This is a genomic window from Phyllobacterium sp. 628 (assembly GCF_014189505.1).
GTDB lineage: Bacteria > Pseudomonadota > Alphaproteobacteria > Rhizobiales > Rhizobiaceae > Phyllobacterium.
The window spans coordinates 155,303-176,744 of record NZ_CP050302.1 but is presented as its reverse complement, the minus strand read 5'-3'; the positions used below and the strand labels follow the sequence as shown (position 1 = coordinate 176,744).

The window sequence follows — 21,442 nt, the reverse complement described above, 5'->3', positions numbered from 1 at the left end:
TATGGAACGCACGCAGGTTCTGGAATTGATAAGCACCCTGAAGCTCTATGGCATGCGCAGTGCCTATGATGAGATTATGAGCAATGGCATCAAACGCCAGCACGAGCCGCCGCGCATCGTTGGTGATCTGCTGCAATCGGAGATCTCCGAAAAGCATGCACGCTCCATACGCTACCAGCTGACCTGCGCAAAACTGCCACTGGCAAAGGACATCGAGGACTTTGACTTTACCGGAACACCCATCAACGAGGGTTTAGTCCGGGAGCTTATTACCGGCACATTCGTGGCCGATCAGCGCAACCTCGTGTTGGTCGGTGGCACTGGTTCCGGCAAAACGCACCTGGCGATCGCCATTGCCCGGGCGCTCATCCGGTCCGGCACGCGCGGCCGCTTCTTCAATGTCGTTGATCTGGTCAATCGGCTGGAAATGGAAACACGTAACGGCCGACAGGGAAGGATCGCTGATTATCTGATGCGTCTCGACTTCGTCGTTCTTGATGAACTGGGATATCTGCCCTTCGCACAGTCTGGCGGGCAGCTTCTGTTCCATCTGATCAGCAAGCTCTACGAGAGAACTTCTGTCATCGTGACAACCAATCTTGATTTTGGCGAATGGCCGACCGTCTTCGGGGACGCCAAAATGACAACGGCCTTGCTGGATCGCCTCACCCACCATTGCGAAATCATCGAGACCGGAAACGAATCCTGGCGCTTTAAAAACCGCACTCAAAGCTGAAGCAGAAGTCCGACAATCAATCCGCCCTTGCCGACCCTTCTCAACCCCGGCCAGCTCCGGGTCGGCAAGGGCTAATCATCGTGCCAAGGGGGTCAATGTTGGACGCCTATTGGGGGTGAAAGTTCAATGGCCTGCCCCCTTGAAAGTGGTCCTTTATGAAGTATGGCTTTTGAGCCGATAAAGGATATTGAGAATGCCAAGCAAACGACACAAGCCCGAAGAGATTGTCATGAAACTGCGTCAGGTAGATGTTCTAAGTTCGCAGGGGAAGTCGATGGCAGAAGCCATTCGATCGATAGGTGTGACGGAAGTAACATATTACCGGTGGCGGGCCGAATACGGCGGCTTGAAGGGTGATCAGGTCAAGCGGCTGAAAGAACTGGAAGCGGAGAATGCGCGTCTTCGGCGGGCTGTTTCGGATCTGACGCTGGACAAGATGATCCTTGCTGAGGCCGCAAAGGGAAACTTTTAAGCCCCGCACGCCGCCGTGCCTGTGTGGAGCATGTGGTTGAGGAATTTGACGTGTCCGAACGACGGGCATGCCGGGTTCTTGGCCAGCATCGATCCACACAGCGCAAGCTCTTGAAAACACCGGACGATGAAGCGGCACTGACCGCCGACATCATTGCACTTGCTCTCCAATATGGCCGCTACGGATATCGCCGCATCACAGCGATGCTGCATCGTGCGGGTTGGGTGGTGAATGTGAAACGGGTTGAGCGGATATGGCGGCGTGAGGGGCTCAAAGTTCCACACAGACAACCCAAGCGCACACGTTTATGGCTGAATGAGAGTTCGTGCATCCGGCTTCGACCGGAATACCCCAACCATGTCTGGTCCTATGACTTTGTTGAGGCTCGCACGCACAATGGAAGGAAAATCCGTATGCTCAATGTGATCGACGAATTCACACGGGAATGTATTGCCATCAGGGTGGACAGAAAGTTGAAGGCGACGGATGTCATCGACGTTCTGTCTGATCTGTTTATCCTGCGCGGCATTCCTGGTCACATCCGGTCCGACAATGGCCCTGAATTCATCGCCAAGGCCTTGAGAGAGTGGATTGCTGCCGTCGGTGCCAAAACCGCCTACATCATGCCGGGTAGTCCATGGGAGAACGGCTATTGTGAGAGTTTCAATTCAAAGCTTCGGGATGAACTGCTCAACGGAGAAATCTTCTACACACTTAAGGAGGCACAAATCGTCATCGAGAATTGGCGACGGCATTACAATACTATCCGACCACACTCATCGTTGGGTTACAGATCACCTGCTCCCGTGGCTATTGTCTGGCCGTCTCAAAATGGGCCAGCCTCAACGCCAGTGATGGCAATCAGACCAAGTCTGCACTAACATTAAACCCGGATCGCCTCATGGGGGCAGGCCACAGGCACGGGCCATGCTTGATGATGATATCAATATTGTTCAGGCTGATATTGATGACAGCTGGGCTCGTGATGCCGGGCCGTGTTTCCTCATAAATCCCAACGGCAAGCGGGCAGGAACACGGTTTCGTTTTAATGCCTGGGGTGGAAAGTATCATCCGCATCAGGGCGATGCGGCTTTTTCGGGCGCCGTTTGCGAAACCGCCGATGTGAAGTCCTTTACTTCAAACCTTGTCGCCGAAGGCGGCGGCGTCAGTGTCGACGGTGAGGGTACGATCATCACAACGGAGACATGCTTTCCCAATATCAACCGCAATCCGGGCTGGACCAAAGTTGCGATTGAAACCGAGCTGAAGGAAATGCTGGGCGGGGACAAAGTGATCTGGCTGCCCGGTAATCCTCTCGAAGACGAAACCGACGGTCATGTCGATGGTATTGCGGTGTTCGTCGCGCCCGGTGTTGTTTTGATGGAAAGCCCCGGCGCAGAGCCAAGTGAATGGAATGACTATATCCGGAAAAACCTGGATGCCATGGAAGGGCAGACGGACGCCAGAGGCCGTCGCATCAGGATTGTGACAGTGCCGGAGGCTGTTGAAGCGCCATCGCAGCATCCCAAATTCTGTCGGTCCTACGTCAACTCCTATTTGGTCAACGGGGGCGTGGTAATGCCGGTTTATGGTGTTGCATCGGATACGGTCGTCCGTAGTATCTTCCGGTCACTGTTCCCGGAGCGACGGGTGCGTGAGGTGCGGATCGATTCCATCGCAATTGGCGGCGGAGGGATTCATTGCATCACGCAGCAGGAACCGGCGTGATGGGCAGCGCGACCGGTGTCCTCCCGGGGACACCATCAACTGGAGCAATCGCATGGATAATTCCACGACCAGCCAGATAACCAATATCGCCAGTGCTGTGACGGCGGTGGGTCGCGCCGACTTTCCCGAGATGCTCAGCACTTTGTGTCTGAGCGTGTTCAACTTTGACAGCATTTTCATTTCGGTCTTCTCGCAGGATCTGCCGCCGCGCCAGCTCTATTCAAACCTTGATGCTGAGGCGACACGGCGCACGATTGGCCCGTATCTGAGTTATGCCTATTTGCTTGATCCGTTTTACGGGCTTTTCAAGTCGGATATCCGGGATTGCGTTGTCAGTCTTGATGAATGCGCACCGGATGATTTCAAGACGTCCGAATATTACAAGATGTTTTATTCGGATATTGGTCTGCGCGATGAAGTGACAATTTTCATTGGGGCCGGGAACGGTACCAGTATTGTTCTCTCACTCGGCCAGCGCAACACGGATGCCTGCTGTGCTCCTGACGCCACCAGGCAACTGGACGCTCTGTTGCCTGTCATTGCTGCGCTGTGCCACAAACACTGGCCCAATCTGGATGCGCCGGTTTATCGAGCCCTGCCTGATATGGGACTCACCTTTGACCGATGCGGCAGTTCTCGATTGAGCACGCGCGAGGCCGAAATTGTCCGTTTGATGTTGAAAGGCCATTCGACGAAATCCATGGCCCGGTTGCTGGGTAACAGTCCGGAGACGGTCAAAGTTCATCGCAAGCGCATTTATGCAAAACTGAAGATCTCCTCGCAGGGAGAGCTTTTTTCCATGTTCATCGGCGCTGAAACCTTTTTCCCCGCAGATGTTGGCGCGGAGGCGGTGACTTTCTCCTGATCGGGTGGGAAGAAGCTGCTCAGGTCACTTAAAATGCGCCCTCAGGGCACTGTAACTTTAACGCTCTTGGCTTGATCAAGTTTGGCGCCGATAGCAATCCCAACACAATCCAAATATCGCCAATGTTTTTAACAAGTTATGTCGAGATTCGGTGAGGGGACTCTTCCGGAGATAGTCACACTTTCAGTTGCAAATAACTGAGCAAGTTGCTCTACTGATGCAAGCTTCGATGCAGTAGAATTTCTGAATGCATCTAGCGGACTGGTAAGTTCGGTAGTCTGTCGGAATTGTCTATCCAATATCGGACGGTGAGGGGACATGGTAAAACTCCGATTTGCACGTATCGCTCAAGTCGCGACATTGAGCTGTATTGCGCTGTGCACAGCCATCTTTGCCGCAAAAGCGGGCACGATCATCGAGGATTTCAGCAAGATATCGTTGCAAATCCCGATCCCCAGTCCTTTCAGGTCCAGCGGTTGTGAGCGGGAGGCCAAGGCACAAAGTATCTATTTATCATGTCGACTCAAATCTGCGTTCTGGCGACAGCTTTCCATTTATGGAATGGCCGGAGGTAGCCGACCGGAATTGTTAAGCCAGCAACCGGCTGCATTGTTAAAGCTTGCACTCATCCGAGAATGCCATCGGATCAAGAACGCTGCGAGCAATTGTACGCCCGTGCAAAGCATCAAATACAGAAATGTGCCCGGTTGGCAACTGTATGAGGCCGAGAGTAAATCCGTCCACACAATGACGTACGGTTTCAGCACTGGCGCACGGGCGGTTCATTTCCGCCTGCTGGCAAACAGCGAGTCTGAAGTCAAAAATCTGGCTGCCAGCTTCGAAAAACTGATATTGCCCAAGATCATCAAGTGATGGGGTTTGTAAATGGGGGCCCTCAGGTGCCTGACCGTCAGTTCAGCACTGAACTGCTGATAGCCTGCCTTATCTGACGCACGCTACGCGCAGGCGGGGCACCGAACTGCCGGAGGTATTCGCGACTGAATTGTGAGGAACTCTCATATCCAACAGCGAAAGCAACGTCGGATGCGTTACGGTCGCCACCAAGCAACAACTGGCGCGCTTCCTGTAACCGGAGCTGCTTCTGATACTGAATAGGGCTGAGGCCTGTCATTGCCAGAAAATGCCGATGAAGGCTGGCACGGCTCATCCCGCTTGCACTGCAAAGCGCTTCGATGCGCAAGCGGGCATTGTAGTTGTCCCTTATCCACGCTACCGCGCGCCGGATACGGTCGAGCGCCCCGTCAGGCTGAGCGATCTGACGCAACAGGCGGCCTTGTGGACCTTGCAGGAGACGATAGAGCAATTCTCGTTCAGCCATGGGAGCAAGAACGGGAATGTCAGCGGGGGTGTTGAGCAAGGATAGCAGACGTAGCAAAGTATCCCGTAGCGGCGCTGTCATCGGATTGATCGTTATGCCAAGGCCTCCGGGATCAGTGTCGCGTACATGCGGCATGGAGGATGCAATATCGGCCAATATGGCGGGATCCAAATCCAACGAAACCGCGACATAGGGCCGTGTCTTGTCTTCGTCTGATATCTGGCCGATCAACGGCAAATCGAGCGCGCTGATGAGGTATTGCGCGGGATCATAGCTTAAACGTTGGTCGTTGACCGCCACGTGCTTCGAACCCTGCAGAATGAAGCAAATCATGGAGCGGTAAAGACATGGCGCCTTCCCTGTCGTGGCCTGTCCCACACTGATTTCCAGCCGCGGGATCGGCGTGACGTTGAACCCGGAAGACGCGTGGCGCAGCGCAATGTCGAGGTGGGGTGTAAGATGTTCGCTCATTGCGAAACCAGTACATCGTTATTTCCCCACGTCAAGCAATTGAGACAATCAGGCAAAACGATGAGCCGATTGGGCGGGTTTGCCGAGCTGTCATCCAGTAGGTTGAGAACATCGAGAAAGCGCTCCTGGCAGCGCCGATTTTTTAACCAGACACCCTCAAGAGGATACATCATGGCCAATCAGATCGCACTTATAACCGGCGCTAGCCGCGGCCTCGGTCGCAACATGGCGCTGCATCTTGCCAAGCGCGGCGTTCATATCATCGGCACCTACCGCACTGGCGTGGCGGAAGCCGACGACTTGCAAAAGGAGATCGAGGCACTGGGCGGGTCGGCGACGATGCTTGCGTTCGACGTTACCGATACTGCGAGCTTTGCTGCGTTTGCCGAAAAGACGGCACAGACCCTCAAAACGACGTTTAAGCGCGATCAATTCGACTTTCTCGTCAACAACGCCGGAAACGGCCTGTTTGCCAACTTCGCCGATGCGACAGAGGAGCAGTTCGACTCGTTGGTCAGCACGCATTTGCGCGGTCCCATCTTTCTGACGCAGAAGCTGTTGCCGCTTATCGCGGACGGCGGGCGCATCCTCAACGTCTCGTCGGGCTTCGTGCGCTTCACGATGGCGGGTTACAGCCTCTACGCGTCGATGAAGGCTGCAATCGAGGTCCTGACCCGATACATGGCAGTCGAGTTTGGCGCACGCCGTATCCGAGTGAACGCCATCGCGCCCGGTGCAATCGCAACCGGCTTCGGCGGCGGCGCAGTGCGTGACAATCACGATGTAAACGCCTGGGTGGCGCAAAGCATCGCGCTGGGTCGCGTTGGCCAGCCGGACGATGTCGGCGGCGCGGTTGCTGCCATCCTGTCCAACGATTTGGGTTGGGCGAACGGCACTACCTTCGACATTTCAGGCGGGCAGTTGCTTTAAGACCGTCACGCAACTGCACATCCTTTGTCGATACCCCGAAACCAGAAGTGTCAGACACCAGTCTGACGCTCGGAAACTTCGACGCCGAGCCGCAGCCCGAACGATTTCATTACCATCCACCTATAGGAAAATTGCCATGAACGAAATGAAAGCCAGGGAAACCGGTACGAAAAGCGCGCTGATACTCATTGAATATCAGAACGACTGGTTGGCTCCTACCGGCAGTATTAACCCGCAGTTCCAAGACCGCGAGCAGATTGACGCCGCAGTCGCGAACTCTGCAAAGGTTCTGAGGGAGGCACGCCTCCGCAACATGGAAGTGATCCATGTCACAATGGTACTCGAGCCGGCTTACCGGGCACTTGGACGAGGGAAATACGGGCTTCGTGCGATGATGCCCCAGTACCGATCTTTCCTCGGCAAACAGACGGATTTCTTTCCAGGCTTTGAACCTGCCGCTCAAGAGTATGTGATCAGCGAGCGCACCGGAGGCAGTAGCGCTTTTGCCGCCACCACGCTGGACAGCTACTTGCGTAACAATCGCATCGACGACATTTATGTGATGGGATTTGCCCTGCGGCAGTGTGTTGAGTCAACAGTCCGCAATGCCCACGACCTCGGCTATAACACGACTGTCATCTACGACGCTTCTGCAGCCTTTACAAAGGAGCAGCAGACTTCGTTCTTGACTGACATCATTCCCTTCTACGGTCATGCGGTCACGACGCAGGAATTCCTGCAAGCGCGTGAATAATCAATTGCCAAGCCCAGCTTCACCCTCATGGAGCTGGGCTTGCCTATTCGGGCCGGGTCGACCAGCCATCGTTGCTGCAGGTCGTTGGCTCTGCGACGCTCTCAGCCGGTGTCGATTGTGGCTCTGGAATCGGATGATTGCGATTATGGCACGACCCGAGGGTGGCAAGGTCACTGGCGACTGGGTCAAGATCGACGCTGCGCGAATGGCCGGACGACCAGAAGGGAGACACGATGATCGGAATGATCGTGAGGCTGAATGTCAAGGAGGGTAAGAGCGCCGAGTTCGAACGGGTCTTTACAATGGAGGCCCAGAGTGTGAGGACGAATGAATTGGGCAATCATCTCTACGAATTGTTCAAATCGCGCATCCAGCCCCCCGCTGCGTCATGTTCAGCCCGGACTATTTAAACGAGCAGTCGAGGCGGTTGGGCCTAACAGAGTCCTGTTCGCGACGGACTATCCATACCAGTATCGCCCCGAAGGCGATGCGCGTCGCTTTGTCAAAAGTTTGGAGTGCAATGACGCTGACAAAGCGCAGTTCGCGTATGAAAACTGGGAACGTCTGATTGATGGAAATAAGCGTTGCGACGCTGGCCCAATTACGAGCCAGCGTTGCTGATTGATTCAGGCGGCGCGTTCTTCCGCAGCATTCGGCCGCCACTTGATCAGGCGGCTTTCCACCACGTCGAGTACACGGTCGATGGCGAGGACGAAGATTGCCAGAATGATGATGCCGGCAAAGACGCCAACAGCATCGAAGTTGCCTTCTGCTTGAGCAATCAGGTAGCCGAGGCCCGCCGATGCGCCAAGATATTCACCGATAATGGCGCCGACGACCGCAAACCCAACCGATGTGCGCAATGAGGAAAGGATCCAGCTTGCTGCAGCGGGGAAATAGACATGGCGCAGAAGTTCGGAGCGTTTTGCGCCGAGAATCCGCGCATTGGCCAGCACCACCGGATTGACTTCACGCACGCCCTGCATTGCATTGAAGAATGTGATGAAGAACACGAGTGTGACGGCAAGTGCCACTTTCGACCAGAGACCCAGCCCGAGCCACAGGACGAAGATCGGGGCGAGCACAACGCGCGGGATCGCATTGAGGCCCTTGATAAAAGGATCGAGAATACGCGCTGCGCTGCGGCTGAGACCAAGCCAGACGCCGGCGGCAACCCCCAGTGCGGTTCCGATGACATAGCCCAGAACGGTTTCCGTTAGGGTGATCGTGACATGGCGGTAGAAATTGGGATCGATGACCCAATTGACAATCTGTTTGAATATATCGACGGGTGCCGGAAAGAAGAAGACATCGATGATGCCGGTTGATACACCCATCTGCCAGCCGCCCAGAATGGCCACAAGCAAGCCCAGTTGAATAAATCGTTCAGTCGCGACGTTCATAGCTCTTCTCCACTTCGCCGCGCAGCGACGCCCAGATATTGCGATACAGATCCATGAACCGTGGATCGAGTTTGATTTCAGCAACGTCGCGGGGACGTGCAAGGTCGACATCGAAGCTGTCGATAACCCGGCTACGCGGACCGGCGGCGAGAACAGCCACCCGGTCGCCAAGTGCTATCGCTTCTTCCAGATCATGGGTGATCATGACAACAGCCCGGCGTTCCTCCTGCCAAAGGCGCAGAAGCTCGTTCTGCATCAGATGCCTTGTATGGATATCCAGCGCCGAAAATGGTTCATCCATCAGGATGACTTTCGGGCCGGTGATCAGCGCCTGCGCCATCTGTACACGCTTGCGCTGACCACCGGAAAGCTGATGCGGGTATCGATGTTCGAAACCTTTCAGGCCAACTTTCGCCAGCCACATCATGGACTGTTCGCGGCGCTGGGCAGTAGCGACACCTTTGAACAACAATCCCAGTTCCACATTTTCGATCGCTGTTTTCCAGGGCAGCAGGGCGTCCTGCTGGAACAGATATCCGATATCATTTTGAATACCCGATACTTGATTTCCATCAATCGAAACGTGGCCACTGGATGGCTTGAGCAGTCCCGCAATAGCGTTCAGGATCGTACTTTTACCGCACCCTGTAGGCCCGACGATAGCGAGGAACTCCCCATCGGCTATTGTCAGATTGACGTTCTCTACCGCAACGAATGTGCCAAATGACATCGTCAAGGAATCGATGGATACCATCGCTTTGCGTGGTTGCGGAATAGTTGCGTGCACATCCGGCTTTAACATTGCCAAGGCCATGGTCCTCTCCCTCAGTTCGTACCGGCGTGGGGCGCTTTGTCGACGAAAGTGTTGGTGTATGTTTTTTTCAGGTCGATCTCCGTCGCCGCGACCTTGTCATTGAAGCTTTTCAGAACGGCCAGCGGGGTCTCGATTTCCGTCTCGTTGAAGCGGCCATCAACGGAGAAGATCGGTTTGGCATTCCCCACAGCTTTTATGTAGGTTTCCTTGTCACCGGAAATGAACGCTTCAGGCAGCTTTTGAACGATGTCTTCCGGCGTACTATTGTTCATCCATTCCAGTGCCTTGACGGTGGCATTGACAACCTTCTGAATCGTTTCAGGATGCTTGTCGATATAGGACTGTGTGGCATAGAGAACGGAAGTCGGATAAATGCCGCCGTAAATCTCCTTAGCACCATCATCGCTGCGCGCGTCGATCAGGATTTTGCCGACACCTTTGGCCTCGATGAAAGTCGCTGCGGGGTCATAATTCACCAGCAGGTCAACCTTTCCCTGCTCCAAAGCGGCAACAGCAGCCGAGCCGGAACCGACGCCGATAAGCGATACGTCATCTGCCGAAAGCTTGTGACGCTGCAGGTAATATCGAACGAAGAAATCTGACGAGGAACCCGGGGCCGTGATGCCGATTTTTGCACCTTTGATGGTTTCGGGCTTTGCGGGGTCGAATGTCGAATTCTTGCCGCCCGCAAGCACCAGACCGGAATTGCGCGCCAAGAGCACGATCCCCACGACATTCTTCTTTTGCGCCTGCATCTGGATCGTATGGTCATAGAAGCCGACGGCTATGTCAGTGGATCCGGCAACAAGCGCCTGCAGTGTCTTGGAGCCGCCAGAGGCAAAATTCTCGACGGTAACCTCGAGACCTTCTTTTTCATAAAGGCCCAGACCCGAAGCGACCGGGAATGGCAAATTGTTGAGATTGTAAGAGCCGACACTGATGCGGACAGGTTCGGCGAAAGCCGATCCCGAAAATGCAACAGTTGCCGCCAGAGCGAGCATGAGTTTACGCATGGTACTTCCTCCCAGATGTGCAGTTGCCCTCCCGGCAACTGCGTTCAATTATGCTGCGCAAACCATTTGCGCTACAGGTTTGGCAAAGACTTGACCCTCGAAGAGACGCCGGGCCGTCCGCAATATGCCAGCCACCGTTTTGCAGTCGCGTGTGTCCAGCTTCACCTCCAGACGTCCGCTTGGATGGTCAAGAACAAGGACGACTGGCGGCTTGCGCTCGCCGATCAGCGCTGATGCAACGGTGTTATGGCTTATGCAAGCCGTGGCAATGCCGACGGCCCCGGTTGTGGCAAGCGAGGGGTGGCATTGATGCGGCATGAAATAGCGCACGTTGAGATCACCGCCTGCTTTGGATTTCGAGATGAGAACGGGTTTGGGCGTGACCTGTGTTCGCACGTCGCCCATGCCCATACGCTGCCCCGCTTGCAGCCGCAGATTTTCCAGCCGCTCCAGCAGGGCGCTGTTGGCGTTAAGGGCAGCGGCGGTCTCATACCCGGTTGCGCCGATGGCTGAAGCCTCGAGTATCATCATGGGCATGGCGCAATCGATGCAGGTGACTTCTATTCCATCGATGATTTCGCGCGACTGGCCGGTGGGAAAGAGGCTGCCCGTGCGAGCGCCAGCCGCGTCCATGAATGTCAGGGCAATCGGCGCGGCGCGTCCGGGAACACCATCAATGGAGGCGTCGCCAAGATAGGCTACCTGTCCGTCAGGCGTCGGAACCTCCGCTTCAATGAGTTTGCCCGTATTGACGTTGTGTATGCGCACTCGGGTTACCGGTCCTGTTGTCCGGACCAGACCAGCTTCAATGGCAAAGGGGCCGACAGCCGCAAGCATATTGCCGCAATTGGGGGATGTATCGACGATCTGCTGGTCGATCCGAACCTGAGCAAAGAGGTAATCCACATCGGCACCCGATACTGTTGCTGGTCCGACAATGGCAACCTTGCTTGTAACAGGATTGCCTCCCCCAATGCCGTCAATCTGCAAGGGATGGCCGGACCCCATTACGGACAAAAGAATCTGATCGCGTTGGTGCGGATCGGAAGGAAGATCCGATGCCAGAAAAAACGGCCCTTTGGAGGTGCCGCCTCTCATGAGGACGCAAGGTATACGAATGAGATCATTCATGGCGCAGTGCTCTTCAATTCATGCTTGCAACAGAACAATCTGTTGGTTTCTTGCATTTTGGAGAGAAATGATTGATATGTGAAATGCAAAGTTTATGAGGATTGATGCGCCGTGAGCATTAATTGTGAGATACTTGATCTGCGGGCGTTTCTCTCTGTCGTCGAGCTGGAGAGCTTCCACAGGGCGGCTGAAGCCCTGAATCTGTCGCAGCCGGCACTGAGCCGTCGCATCCAGAAACTCGAAGCCACAATCGGTGCGCCGCTTCTGGAGCGAACAACCCGCCATGTCTCGGCAACGGCCGTTGGGAGCGAACTCATTCCGCTGGTTCAGCGCATGCTCGAAGAATTTGACGGCTCGCTGTTTGCCGTGCGCGATATTGGTGCCCAGCGCAGTGGATTGGTGACTATCGCCTGTCTTCCCACCGCCGCCTTCTACTTCCTGCCGACTGTGATCAAGCAGTTCAATGCGGAGTATCCCCATATCCGGTTCCGTATCCTAGATCTGCCAGCGACAGACGGGCTGCTGGCGGTTGCCCGGGGTGAAGTGGAATTCGGCATCAACATCATGGGCGCGGCAGACCCTGATCTGATTTTCGACCGGCTGATTGAAGATCCATTTGTACTGGCGGCGCGGAAGGATCATCCGCTCGCGGCCAAAAGCGAATTGGGATGGGAGGACCTGACGCCATACCCGCTGATCACCGTTCACCGTTCCAGCGGCAATCGAACATTGCTTGATGCAGCTTTGGCAAAATCCAATCTGAAACTCCGCTGGTTTTACGAGGTGACGCATCTGTCGACGTCACTGGGTCTGGTTGAGGCGGGGCTGGGAATTTCCGTGCTGCCCAAGCTCGCAACACCGCAGGAGGAGCATCCGTTTCTTGTCACCCGGCCTATCCGCAATCCGGAAATTTCGCGAACAATCGGTGTTGTCAGGCGGCGCGGAGGAACATTATCGCCAGCGGCCGAACGGTTCCTGAACATGCTGATAGGGACTTGGTCTGAAGGTTAGGGCAATTTCCAAACATCCACGCCGGCAAAACTCCCGGCTCAGGGAGCTTTGTCAAAAACCTCGGCCGCCATTTGCTGCAAAATCTACCGGCTGCACTCAGAGACGCGGAAGGTGTCTATTCAACGCCGGAGCGTTCCGCCTGTATCACGCGAAAAGAGCTGAACTTTGCTTGTATCGAGTTTAAGACCAATCGTCTCGCCCAAGGCGATCTCAGTCTGGCCATCAACATGCACCGCCGTCGGAGTACCATCCACTGCGCTGATATAAAGATGGGATTCTCCGCCCAGCTGTTCGATGTTTTGAACCACACCCTTGATATCGGTCGCATCGACAGGACCGGGCGTGACGTGGTTTGGGCGAATTCCCAGTGTGACGGGCAGGCCATGAGACACATGGAAGACATCTTGGCTCACAGGGATGCGTTCACCTGAGTTGAATTGAACAAAGGCCGCCTTACCGTCTGCGGCCTGGATCGTTCCCTGAAAGAAGTTCATTTTGGGCGAACCAATGAAGCCGGCGACGAAGACATTGGCAGGATTGTTATAAAGCTCCAGCGGCGCACCGAATTGCTCGACCTTTCCACTGCGTAAAACCGCAATCTTGTCGGCCATGGTCATGGCCTCCACCTGATCGTGGGTAACATAAATCATCGTGTTGCCAAGACGCCGATGCAACCGGGCAATCTCGCCGCGCATTTCCACGCGCAGCTCGGCATCGAGGTTGGACAGCGGTTCGTCAAAAAGGAATATTTTGGGCTCGCGCACCACGGCGCGGCCGATGGCAACGCGCTGACGCTGGCCGCCGGAAAGCTGTCCAGGCCGCCGGTTCAAGAGAGGTTCGATCTGCAGCATTTTTGCGACTTCGGCGATTTTCTGGGCAATGGACGCCTTTGGGGTATTGAGGTTTTCAAGACCAAAGGAGAGGTTCTGCCTGACAGACATATGCGGGTAGAGCGCATAAGACTGGAACACCATAGCAAGGCCGCGATCTGCTGGAGGAACATCGTTGACCACTTGATCATCGATAGCAATCTCGCCATCGCTGATAGACTCAAGTCCTGAAATCATCTTGAGCAATGTGGATTTGCCGCAGCCGGATGGGCCGACAAAGACACAAAACTCACCAAAGGCGATATCGAGATCAACACCCTTGATGACCTCAAGACCTCCGTAGTTTTTCATGACATTGCGAAGCACAAGTCTCGACATTGGCGGCTAACTCCCCGTGGCTAAGTTAATGTCACGCATCATTTGCCACCTGTAGAGGCGATGCCGGTTGCGATGTATTTTTGCAGAAATGTGAAGACGATGGCAATTGGTACAAGTACCAGTACCGTCATGGCGAGCAGGTTGCTCCACTGCGTCGTCAACTGGCCCTGGAATGAATTGAGTGCGAGCTGAAGCGTGAACTTGTCGTTTTGGGACAGGACGATCAGCGGCCAGAGGAAGTCATTCCAGCGCCACATGATGGCAAGGATGGCAAGCACAGCGATTGCAGGCGCACTGAGCGGCAAAATAATGCGCCAGAAGATTTTCCATTCGCTTGCTTTGTCCATGCGCGCTGCATCGAGAATTTCATCGGGGATGGTGAGCATATACTGACGCAGGAGGAATACGCCGGTGGGCGTTGCTGCTCCCGGAATGATAACGCCCCAGAGACTGTTCAACATGCCTAGTTCACGCGTGATCAGAAACAGCGGAACCAGAACCACCGTTTGCGGAACCATCAATGTTCCGACGATCAGGGCAAGGACCGTACTGCGCCCGCGAAAATGATATTTTGACAGGGCAAAGGCGGCCATGGAATTGACCAGCAACATGATGAGTGTCGCCATAGTCGTGATAAAAACGCTGTTCCAGAGGTAGCGCAAAAAATCAAAACGTTTGAACAGGTCGCCGTAGTTCTCAAAGGCGAAATTGATACCCTCGATCGGCTTGCGATCAGCAATTGGCACCTTGATAATATCTTTGGGTGCCTCAGGCCTTACAAGTTGCGAGACAAGGCCGATACGGCGAACCTGGCCGGCGCGCGCGCCCGCGAATTCACCACTGGTGATTTCGAACAAGGGGAGCGGTTTGTCATAGCCGTCGATGCTGATCATTTCCTGAGCATAGGGCAAAAGTGTGGGCGGAAACCGTTGCAGTTCCGCTTCGCTTTTGAAGGATGACAGCAGCAGCCAAAGCACTGGACCGAACATGATGACAACGCCGAACAGGAGATAGGCATAAGACGCCCAATCCGTCCAATGAAGTCGGCCAACGCCGCGGGTACGGGTCAGAAAGGTGAAAAGTTTACCCATCGACTTTGTTCCTCGTGACAGAGAGCTGGATGAGGGTTAAGCCGATGAGGACGACGGCAAGCAGGATAGAGGCGGCGGCTGCCAGACCGAACAAGCGAGGCGTTCCGGCGAAACCCGTTTCGTAAATATACTGAATGATGAAGGTTGTTGCCGAACCCGGGCCGCCCCCCGTAAAGGCGTAGACCTCGTCAAATGTCTGGACGCCTTTGATCAGTGCCAATAGCAGAACAACGATCATGGTCGGCATGAGCAGTGGCAGAGTGATCCTCCGGAACATCCGGAAGGGCGCGGCGGCATCCATGAGCGCGGCGTCGTAGACATCGCGTGGTATGGCCTGCAAACCGGCAAGCAGGATGAGTGTGTAGAAGCCCATATGAGCCCAGATCGATAGGAAAATTGACCAGATAAAAGCCCAGTTCCGGTCGAGCAGCCAATTGAACGGGGTAAGGCCGAATGCATCCATTCCCGCATTCAGAAGTCCTTCCCGCTGCAAGATCCATTTCCAGATCAGCGCAACAACGACGGGAGATAGGAGCACGGGAAAGAAGAATACGCTGCGGAAAAAGCCACGCGCCCGTATCTTGCCATTCAGGATAATTGCAGTGACAAGTGACAGCCCGACCATAAATCCGACCTGTAATGTCACAAACCAGAGCGAATTGTAGATGGCTCGCCAGAAAAGATCCTGTGTGCAGGTGTTCGGGTCAAGGTGATTGGCGCACGTGGCCAGCGTTGTGAAATTATCGACTCCCACAAATGTCCGGTCGCTCAACATCACCTGATCGGTCCCGGTCAGGGAATAGATGACGTTTAAGACAACCGGCAGAAAGGCGAATATCCCAAAGAGGACGAGATTTGGCAGGAGAAATACCCACGCAATACGCCGCAGGCCAAGCCGTTTCTGGGCGAAGCGCATGGGTATCTCGATAATGTTCATGATCGCATTCACAAGAGCGGTCATGCTGCAGATCCCTTCATCGTTGATGGTGTGCCGGATCGGGCAACGAACAGGTTGCCCGGATATCACGTCGATTACTTGCCGGCCGACTGAATGGCCGCCGCGACATCCTGCTTGGCTTTTTCCATTGCTTCATTGATCGACATTTCGCCAACGATCGCTTGGGTAACGCGCTGCACCGTTATGTTGAACATGGTCCGGTTGTTCTTGTAACCTTGATAGGCATAGGCAATGGGCGACAGCTTGGCGATTTGCGCGTTCCAGCCCTTGAGAGCTTTCGCGACATTTGGCGATGTATCCGAATAGGTCAGATCCTCTTTCGCTACACCTTCATGGGCAGGCACGTTACGGGTCTTACTGATAAATTCCGCGTAATTGTCTTTTTGCGCGATATAGTTGATCAGTTTAGCAACGGCCTCAGGGTTCTTGGTCTGCTTGAAGCCAACAAGCCCCGAGCCCCCAGGCATGCCTGAACAGCCGCCAGGCCCGCAGGGAGAGCCGACGACTTCCCAGTCGAAACTGTCACCGATTGCCTTGTCGAGACGCTGTACCTGCCAGCTCCCTGAATAGTAAAAGACCAGCTGCGCGTTGATGAACTCCTGGGCGGCGTCCTGATAGCTGGTGCCGCCGATGCCGGCCCATACATCCTTCGCCATTGTGCCATCTTTGTTCCACTCGACGAACTTGCCCATGAAATCCGCGAATGGCGCATCAACAAGAATTGGGTTCCCCGCATCGTCAAAGATTTTCGCGCCATTCGAAATGGCAGGACCCGCTATGCGATGCCCGGATCGGTCCATTGCCATAGGGAAGGGAACACCCGTTGCCTTGGCAACCTTGCGCGCTGCATCGGCCCATTCGTCCCATGTGGCTTTCTCGCCCGGCACCGTGATGCCCGCCTGCTCGAACAGGGTCTTGTTGATATAGGCACCGGTAATGGTCAGCTGAATGTTCATACCATAGATGCCCTTGTCGGCAGGCCCCGTGCGGGACCACCGAAGGGTGTTGCCGAAATTGGTGTTCCAATAATCAGCATCCACATAGGGTGTCAGGTCCAGGAAGTATTTGCTGAGCCCGCCAAAGTCGGTGACAAGCGCCATATCAGGGCCAGTGCCTCCGGCAAGCTGGACCGGCAGGTTTTCCAGAATGGCTTTGTAACCCACCACGTCGGTGACAACGTGGGTGCCGGGATTAGCTTTTTCGTAGCGGTCAAACAGGGATTGCAGTACGGCACATTCATTGCCATCTGCCGCGCACATGAAACGGATATCATCCGCCATCGCCGCGCTTGTCCACAAAGCCATGACCGAAGCCAGAGCTACACCAGTCCATCGGGAAATGCGCTTGTTCATCGGATATCCTCCCATATCGTTGTGACGAACATTGATCTGATTTTTAGGTTATTTCGGTGTCCATCCATCATAAAGTGCGTGATCGCGATTCAGCGGCAATTCGGCGGTTCCACCGTTGCGCGCCGTATAATAAATGGCTGTGACCATTTCGAGCGAACGGCGACCATCCGCAACCGTTACTTCATGGCCGCCATGGCCTTCGATAGCGTCAGCAAGAGCATCGAAGAAACCAGCAAAACCAGAATGCACTTCCGGGAGAGCATTCACCACCGCATCGATTTCTGCCTGCCGGGCCGGATCACGGGCGAGAAAATGCCATTGATCTTCAGCTGGAGTATACGGCGCTTTGCCGCTTTCGGCGGTAAAACCTTCGAAACAATAGCGGAAGTGACTGGTATCATCGGCAGCGCCAAGGGTAACCGAACTTGTTGCCAGCGCGCCGCTTTCCATCTCGAACACGATGGACGCGCAATCTTCGGTTTCAATCGGATTGACCCGTGTTGCCGTTAAAGCCGTCAAGCGCCGGACATTGCCCAAGATGTAGCACAGCAGATCATGATTATGGATGGCATGGCTCAGAATGGCACCACCCTGTTCGCCCTTCCATGTGCCGCGCCATGGAATATCGTAATATTCAGCGCGGCGGCACCAATGGGTTTCTATGCTGGCCGTAAAAGCTTTGCCTGCAAGCCCTTTGTCGATGAGGGCACGCAACTGGGCAAATCCCCGGCCAAAGCGATATTGAAAAACCGGGGAAAGAATACGTCCGGATTTCACAACCGCCTCAGCGAGCAAATCGGCCTCGCGCAGGGAGCCAACAAATGGCTTCTCGCAAACAACGTGTTTTCCGGCTTGCAGCGCTGCAATCGACACCTTGAAATGCAGGTGTGGCGGCAGGCAAATATCGATGAGATCGATATTCGGGTCAGCCAGCACTTGGTCGAGATCGGGCTCTATACGGATCGATAGATCGCCATCGGCAACTTTCGTTGCGCGCTCCACATCAAGATCACACAGAACGGAAACATTGAAGCGATCGGGGAGCGCCCGATAACCCTTGAGGTGAGTTGCGCCGATGCCAGCGCCGATGATGGCGACGCGAATGGGCTCAGCCATGACGGTTGCTCGCTGCTGTTTCGGCCAGCAATTGAGCCTTGATGGCCAGTTCCATGACCTTGAACGTATGGGTCTGCGGCATCGCATTGCTGGTACGGTTACGGATATCGTCGGCGAACTTGGCAAAATAGGGCATGCCAGCGTCCGATGCATCAATCCTCTCGCAGCGTGTGCCGTTGACGAGATAGAGATGATCTGTGCCATTATCGCGCGCCACATCGACATATTTGCGCAATTCAATATAGCCCTCTGTTCCAAGGATGGTCAGGCGGCCGTCGCCCCATGTCGGCAGGGCATCAGGCGTATACCAGTCAACGCGGATATAGCAGTGGCCTTTGTCGCTGCGCAGCGCAAGACAACCGAAATCCTGCAGGCCCGGATCGCCGGGATTGGCATGGTTGGCGACTTCTGCAAAGAGGATTTCTGCATCGTCCGAGCCTGTGAAAAACAGGAACTGGTCGATCTGATGCGAAGCGATATCGCAGAGGATGCCGCCATATTTCTCCCGTTCAAAAAACCATTGTGGCCGTAGATGCCGGTTGAGACGGTGGGGTCCAAGACCGACTGTCTGTACGACTTTGCCGATTGCTCCAGCCTGCACAAGTTCGGCGGCTTTCGTCACGCAGGGAACTTCAAAGCGCTCGGAAAAATCAATCGACCAGATGCGTCCCGTTTGAGCGACAGTATCCTTGATTGCATCAAGTTGTGCCAGGGTCGTGCAGCCGGGTTTGTCGACCATGACATCCTTGCCGTGCTGCATGGCTTCAATGGCACGATCGGCGCGCATGGATGGCACATCGGCAATCAGAACGAAATCAATCTCTGGATTATTCAGCAATTCTTGGCGTGTTGCCGACTGTGGAACATCCGGGAACCGTTTGATGAAACTGTCGAGGGTTTCAGGCGTTCCCTCCGTCCACCAGCCGACAAACTCGGCTCCGACATTCATCATGTTTTCCGATTGGCCGAAAATGTGCCGGTGATCGATGCCGATGGCGGCGAATTTGAGAGGCTTTGACATTCATTTATTCCATGGGGCGAGGGTTACGGAACGTTCGGAGTTTGCCGATGTGATAAGCGCATCAATCAGGGCGTGGACGATAAGGCCGGTTCTGCCTGATACGAGCGGTTCGGTGTTGTTGATGACTGCGCTGGCAAAATCGCGGATAATCTCCTGATGCCACTCATGAGTGAAGGCCATCGGATTGGCACCGCCGCCAGTGCCTGTTTCTTCACCGAAAACGTCGGTCTTGCCATCGCGCCAAGTGATGGTCAGTTGCCCTGCTTCCAGATGGGCTGAGGCATTGTCGCAGTGAAGGGTGATAGTTTCGCTGGTGCCGGGGAAACTGGCTGTGCTCGCAACGAGCGAGCCGATGGCACCACATTCAAACTCAAGCCCGGCCGTTACATAATCTTCAGCTTCCATCTGGTGGAACCGGCTGGTTTTTGCCATGGCTTGGACTTTGTGTACGGAGCCTGCAAGGGAAAGAGCAAGATCAAGCGAATGGATCGCCTGAGAGATAAGGACACCGCCGCCGTCGCGGGCAAAAGTTCCGCGGCCGGGCGCGTCGTAATAGGACTGTTCGCGCCACCAGGGCACTACAATTTCCACAATGCCAATTGGCCCCAACGCCCCGGTTTCCAGCATGTTACGAAGCTGAGTTGATGCCTGCCGGACGCGATGCTGAAAGATAATGCCGAGTTTGACGTCATGGTCAGCACAAAGATCGGCAATCTTTTTGGCGCTTTCCAGCGTTCGTTCAATCGGCTTTTCCATGAGGATGGATTTACCGGCTGCCGCAAGTATTTTTGTTATCTCCAAACGTGCATTGGGCGGCGTTGCGACGATCACAAAATCAATGGCGGAATCGTCGGCAATTGCTTCGACGGAGAATGCCGGTTCCGGGCGATAACCGAGAATTGTGGCCGCGTCATCGGCAAATTGAGTGGTGCGCAGCTTGTCGCGCCCATAAACCGTTTTGAGTTGGATATCGGGTGACAGCGCGGCAATCGCTCTGACGTGCGTGCTCGCGACCATGCCTAATCCGATCAGGGCAACGTTCATCGGGCCTCCCTTGCTCCAATGCCGATGGCGCAAGGTCCACCGGTACAACTTTCGATAGCACACCGGTATACCGGTTGCAAATAAAAAGAATACCGGTATACTGGCTAATGAAACTTATCTTCCTGGGATAGATCAGACGTGTCAGACGGCACTAAAACTTCAGACAATGATGTTCCGGTTGGCGGTTTGGCCAATATAGCATTCGGCCAACTGGAATATGACCGTCCGACGGCATCGCAGATTTATCCTGTCCTGAAGAATGCCATTCTTAAAATGGATCTGGAGCCGGGGCGCCTGATTTCTGAGATGGAAGTCGGCGCGCGGTTTGGTGCCAGTCGTACACCGGTGCGTGAGGCATTTGCCCAGCTCCGTGAAGCTGATCTGATTACGACAAGACCAAGTCGCGGTACTTTCGTTACCAAGCTCAATCTCAAACGGTTTCTCGAAGCGCACTTCATTCGGGAAGCCATAGAAATCGCCAACGTTACCAAATTGTGTGATATCGGGCTGGCACCTGAATTTGAGCAGGAACTTGCCGCGCTCATTGTAATGCAGCAGTCGATGGTTGATCAGGACAGTGATCTGGCATTTCAGGCACTTGACGACCAGTTTCACCTGACGCTGGCGCGTGCGACAGGTTTTGAGCGCGTAGTCGGGCTTCTGGAGCGGGAGAAAATGCCGCTCGATCGCCTGCGTGTGCTTTCGTTGAGAAATGCGGACCATCAGCTTGTTTTGATCGAAGAGCATAAATCAATGCTGGACACGATCAGCCGCCGCGATAAATCAGCAGCCATTGAAGCCACACGTATTCATTTGGGTTCGATCCTTAATGCTCTATCCAGTCTTGCCAAAAAACACGCCGATTACTTTGACGAGTAGATTGATGTGAGTGGTATCGGGTTCGGCGGAAGTTTCATCGTGAGAAAGTGAACCCGATTTTAAGCAAGACAACGAGGGGATTTCCCGCTTAAGCCTCCACCGGATT

At 54.7% G+C, this 21,442-nt stretch carries 24 protein-coding genes; 11 read left to right on the top strand and 13 right to left on the bottom strand.

Annotation, left to right across the window (positions count from 1 at the left end; genetic code table 11):
* Position 1 precedes the first annotated feature (1 nt).
* The 5 genes from istB to HB779_RS21385 all read left to right on the top strand — a co-directional run bounded on the left by istB (position 2) and on the right by HB779_RS21385 (position 4,674).
* A complete protein-coding gene (gene istB, locus HB779_RS21405) occupies positions 2-736 on the top strand; it encodes an IS21-like element helper ATPase IstB (protein ID WP_188346357.1) in 735 nt (244 codons plus the stop codon).
* A 193-nt stretch (positions 737-929) separates the two neighbouring features.
* Positions 930-2,089 (top strand): IS3 family transposase gene (locus HB779_RS21400; RefSeq protein ID WP_188342757.1). Its coding sequence is split into 2 segments (ribosomal slippage): positions 930-1,194 and positions 1,194-2,089, totalling 1,161 coding nucleotides; the frame shifts between segments, so codons are not numbered across the junction.
* Between the two features lies 1 nt (position 2,090).
* Positions 2,091-2,936, top strand: a complete 846-nt coding sequence (locus HB779_RS21395) for an agmatine/peptidylarginine deiminase (protein ID WP_256440682.1) — start codon at positions 2,091-2,093, stop codon at positions 2,934-2,936.
* A 52-nt stretch (positions 2,937-2,988) separates the two neighbouring features.
* On the top strand, positions 2,989-3,801 hold the full coding sequence (locus tag HB779_RS21390; RefSeq protein ID WP_188346355.1) for a helix-turn-helix transcriptional regulator: 813 nt from the start codon (positions 2,989-2,991) through the stop codon (positions 3,799-3,801).
* A 318-nt stretch (positions 3,802-4,119) separates the two neighbouring features.
* The gene (locus tag HB779_RS21385; RefSeq protein ID WP_188346354.1) at positions 4,120-4,674 is read left to right on the top strand and encodes a hypothetical protein; all 555 of its coding nucleotides are present in this window, start codon (positions 4,120-4,122) and stop codon (positions 4,672-4,674) included.
* 37 nt (positions 4,675-4,711) lie between these two features.
* Here the strand turns inward: HB779_RS21385 and HB779_RS21380 are convergent, their stop codons facing one another.
* Positions 4,712-5,611, bottom strand: coding sequence for an AraC family transcriptional regulator (locus HB779_RS21380; RefSeq protein WP_188346353.1), 900 nt, complete (start codon positions 5,609-5,611; stop codon positions 4,712-4,714).
* A gap of 171 nt (positions 5,612-5,782) precedes the next feature.
* Here HB779_RS21380 and HB779_RS21375 point away from each other — a divergent pair, with 171 nt between their 5' ends.
* Both HB779_RS21375 and HB779_RS21370 read left to right on the top strand, forming a co-directional pair.
* Entirely contained in the window at positions 5,783-6,541 is a 759-nt protein-coding gene (locus HB779_RS21375) for an SDR family NAD(P)-dependent oxidoreductase (protein ID WP_188346352.1), read from the top strand.
* A 136-nt stretch (positions 6,542-6,677) separates the two neighbouring features.
* On the top strand, positions 6,678-7,295 hold the full coding sequence (locus HB779_RS21370; protein ID WP_244642811.1) for an isochorismatase family cysteine hydrolase: 618 nt from the start codon (positions 6,678-6,680) through the stop codon (positions 7,293-7,295).
* 43 nt (positions 7,296-7,338) lie between these two features.
* Here the strand turns inward: HB779_RS21370 and HB779_RS21365 are convergent, their stop codons facing one another.
* A complete protein-coding gene (locus HB779_RS21365) occupies positions 7,339-7,560 on the bottom strand; it encodes a hypothetical protein (protein ID WP_188346422.1) in 222 nt (73 codons plus the stop codon).
* Here HB779_RS21365 and HB779_RS25805 point away from each other — a divergent pair.
* Positions 7,529-7,705 (top strand): antibiotic biosynthesis monooxygenase, encoded by a 177-nt coding sequence (locus tag HB779_RS25805; protein ID WP_188346351.1) that lies wholly within the window; start codon positions 7,529-7,531, stop codon positions 7,703-7,705. The two genes, HB779_RS21365 and HB779_RS25805, sit on opposite strands and share 32 nt — an antisense overlap.
* Positions 7,623-7,916: an amidohydrolase family protein gene (locus tag HB779_RS21355; RefSeq protein ID WP_188346350.1), complete on the top strand. Its 294-nt coding sequence runs from the start codon at positions 7,623-7,625 to the stop codon at positions 7,914-7,916. The genes HB779_RS25805 and HB779_RS21355 overlap by 83 nt, the downstream gene beginning before the upstream one ends.
* A 5-nt stretch (positions 7,917-7,921) precedes the next feature.
* Here HB779_RS21355 and HB779_RS21350 read toward each other — a convergent pair whose 3' ends face one another.
* From HB779_RS21350 to HB779_RS21335, 4 genes are read right to left on the bottom strand one after another with little or no spacing between them, the layout of a single operon-like run.
* On the bottom strand, positions 7,922-8,698 hold the full coding sequence (locus tag HB779_RS21350) for an ABC transporter permease (protein ID WP_188346349.1): 777 nt from the start codon (positions 8,696-8,698) through the stop codon (positions 7,922-7,924).
* Positions 8,682-9,512, bottom strand: coding sequence for an ABC transporter ATP-binding protein (locus HB779_RS21345; RefSeq protein ID WP_188346348.1), 831 nt, complete (start codon positions 9,510-9,512; stop codon positions 8,682-8,684). Before HB779_RS21345 ends, HB779_RS21350 begins: the two co-directional genes overlap by 17 nt.
* Before the next feature lie 11 nt (positions 9,513-9,523).
* Positions 9,524-10,525 carry an ABC transporter substrate-binding protein gene (locus HB779_RS21340; protein WP_188346347.1) on the bottom strand — a complete coding sequence of 334 codons (1,002 nt, stop codon included), beginning with the start codon at positions 10,523-10,525 and terminating at the stop codon, positions 9,524-9,526.
* A gap of 48 nt (positions 10,526-10,573) precedes the next feature.
* Positions 10,574-11,656 carry a 4-oxalomesaconate tautomerase gene (locus tag HB779_RS21335; protein ID WP_188346346.1) on the bottom strand — a complete coding sequence of 361 codons (1,083 nt, stop codon included), beginning with the start codon at positions 11,654-11,656 and terminating at the stop codon, positions 10,574-10,576.
* Between the two features lie 111 nt (positions 11,657-11,767).
* Between HB779_RS21335 and HB779_RS21330 the strand changes: the two genes are divergently transcribed.
* A complete protein-coding gene (locus HB779_RS21330) occupies positions 11,768-12,667 on the top strand; it encodes a LysR family transcriptional regulator (protein ID WP_188346345.1) in 900 nt (299 codons plus the stop codon).
* A gap of 119 nt (positions 12,668-12,786) precedes the next feature.
* On the opposite strand, the gene HB779_RS21325 is transcribed toward HB779_RS21330, so the two are convergent.
* From HB779_RS21325 to HB779_RS21295, 7 genes are all read right to left on the bottom strand, one after another.
* Complete coding sequence (locus HB779_RS21325; RefSeq protein WP_188346344.1) at positions 12,787-13,875, bottom strand: ABC transporter ATP-binding protein; 1,089 nt, start codon at positions 13,873-13,875, stop codon at positions 12,787-12,789.
* Positions 13,876-13,913: 38 nt separating this feature from the next.
* Positions 13,914-14,966, bottom strand: a complete 1,053-nt coding sequence (locus HB779_RS21320) for a carbohydrate ABC transporter permease (protein WP_188346343.1) — start codon at positions 14,964-14,966, stop codon at positions 13,914-13,916.
* Positions 14,959-15,927, bottom strand: coding sequence for a carbohydrate ABC transporter permease (locus HB779_RS21315; protein ID WP_188346342.1), 969 nt, complete (start codon positions 15,925-15,927; stop codon positions 14,959-14,961). Before HB779_RS21315 ends, HB779_RS21320 begins: the two co-directional genes overlap by 8 nt.
* A gap of 71 nt (positions 15,928-15,998) precedes the next feature.
* Entirely contained in the window at positions 15,999-17,228 is a 1,230-nt protein-coding gene (locus HB779_RS21310) for an ABC transporter substrate-binding protein (RefSeq protein WP_371823957.1), read from the bottom strand.
* Between the two features lie 96 nt (positions 17,229-17,324).
* Complete coding sequence (locus tag HB779_RS21305) at positions 17,325-18,392, bottom strand: Gfo/Idh/MocA family protein (RefSeq protein WP_188346340.1); 1,068 nt, start codon at positions 18,390-18,392, stop codon at positions 17,325-17,327.
* A complete protein-coding gene (locus tag HB779_RS21300) occupies positions 18,385-19,413 on the bottom strand; it encodes a Gfo/Idh/MocA family protein (RefSeq protein ID WP_188346339.1) in 1,029 nt (342 codons plus the stop codon). Before HB779_RS21300 ends, HB779_RS21305 begins: the two co-directional genes overlap by 8 nt.
* Positions 19,414-20,457 (bottom strand): Gfo/Idh/MocA family protein, encoded by a 1,044-nt coding sequence (locus tag HB779_RS21295; RefSeq protein WP_188346338.1) that lies wholly within the window; start codon positions 20,455-20,457, stop codon positions 19,414-19,416.
* Positions 20,458-20,595: 138 nt separating this feature from the next.
* Here HB779_RS21295 and HB779_RS21290 point away from each other — a divergent pair, with 138 nt between their 5' ends.
* Positions 20,596-21,336, top strand: coding sequence for a GntR family transcriptional regulator (locus HB779_RS21290; protein ID WP_188346337.1), 741 nt, complete (start codon positions 20,596-20,598; stop codon positions 21,334-21,336).
* The last annotated feature ends 106 nt before the right edge of the window (positions 21,337-21,442 follow it).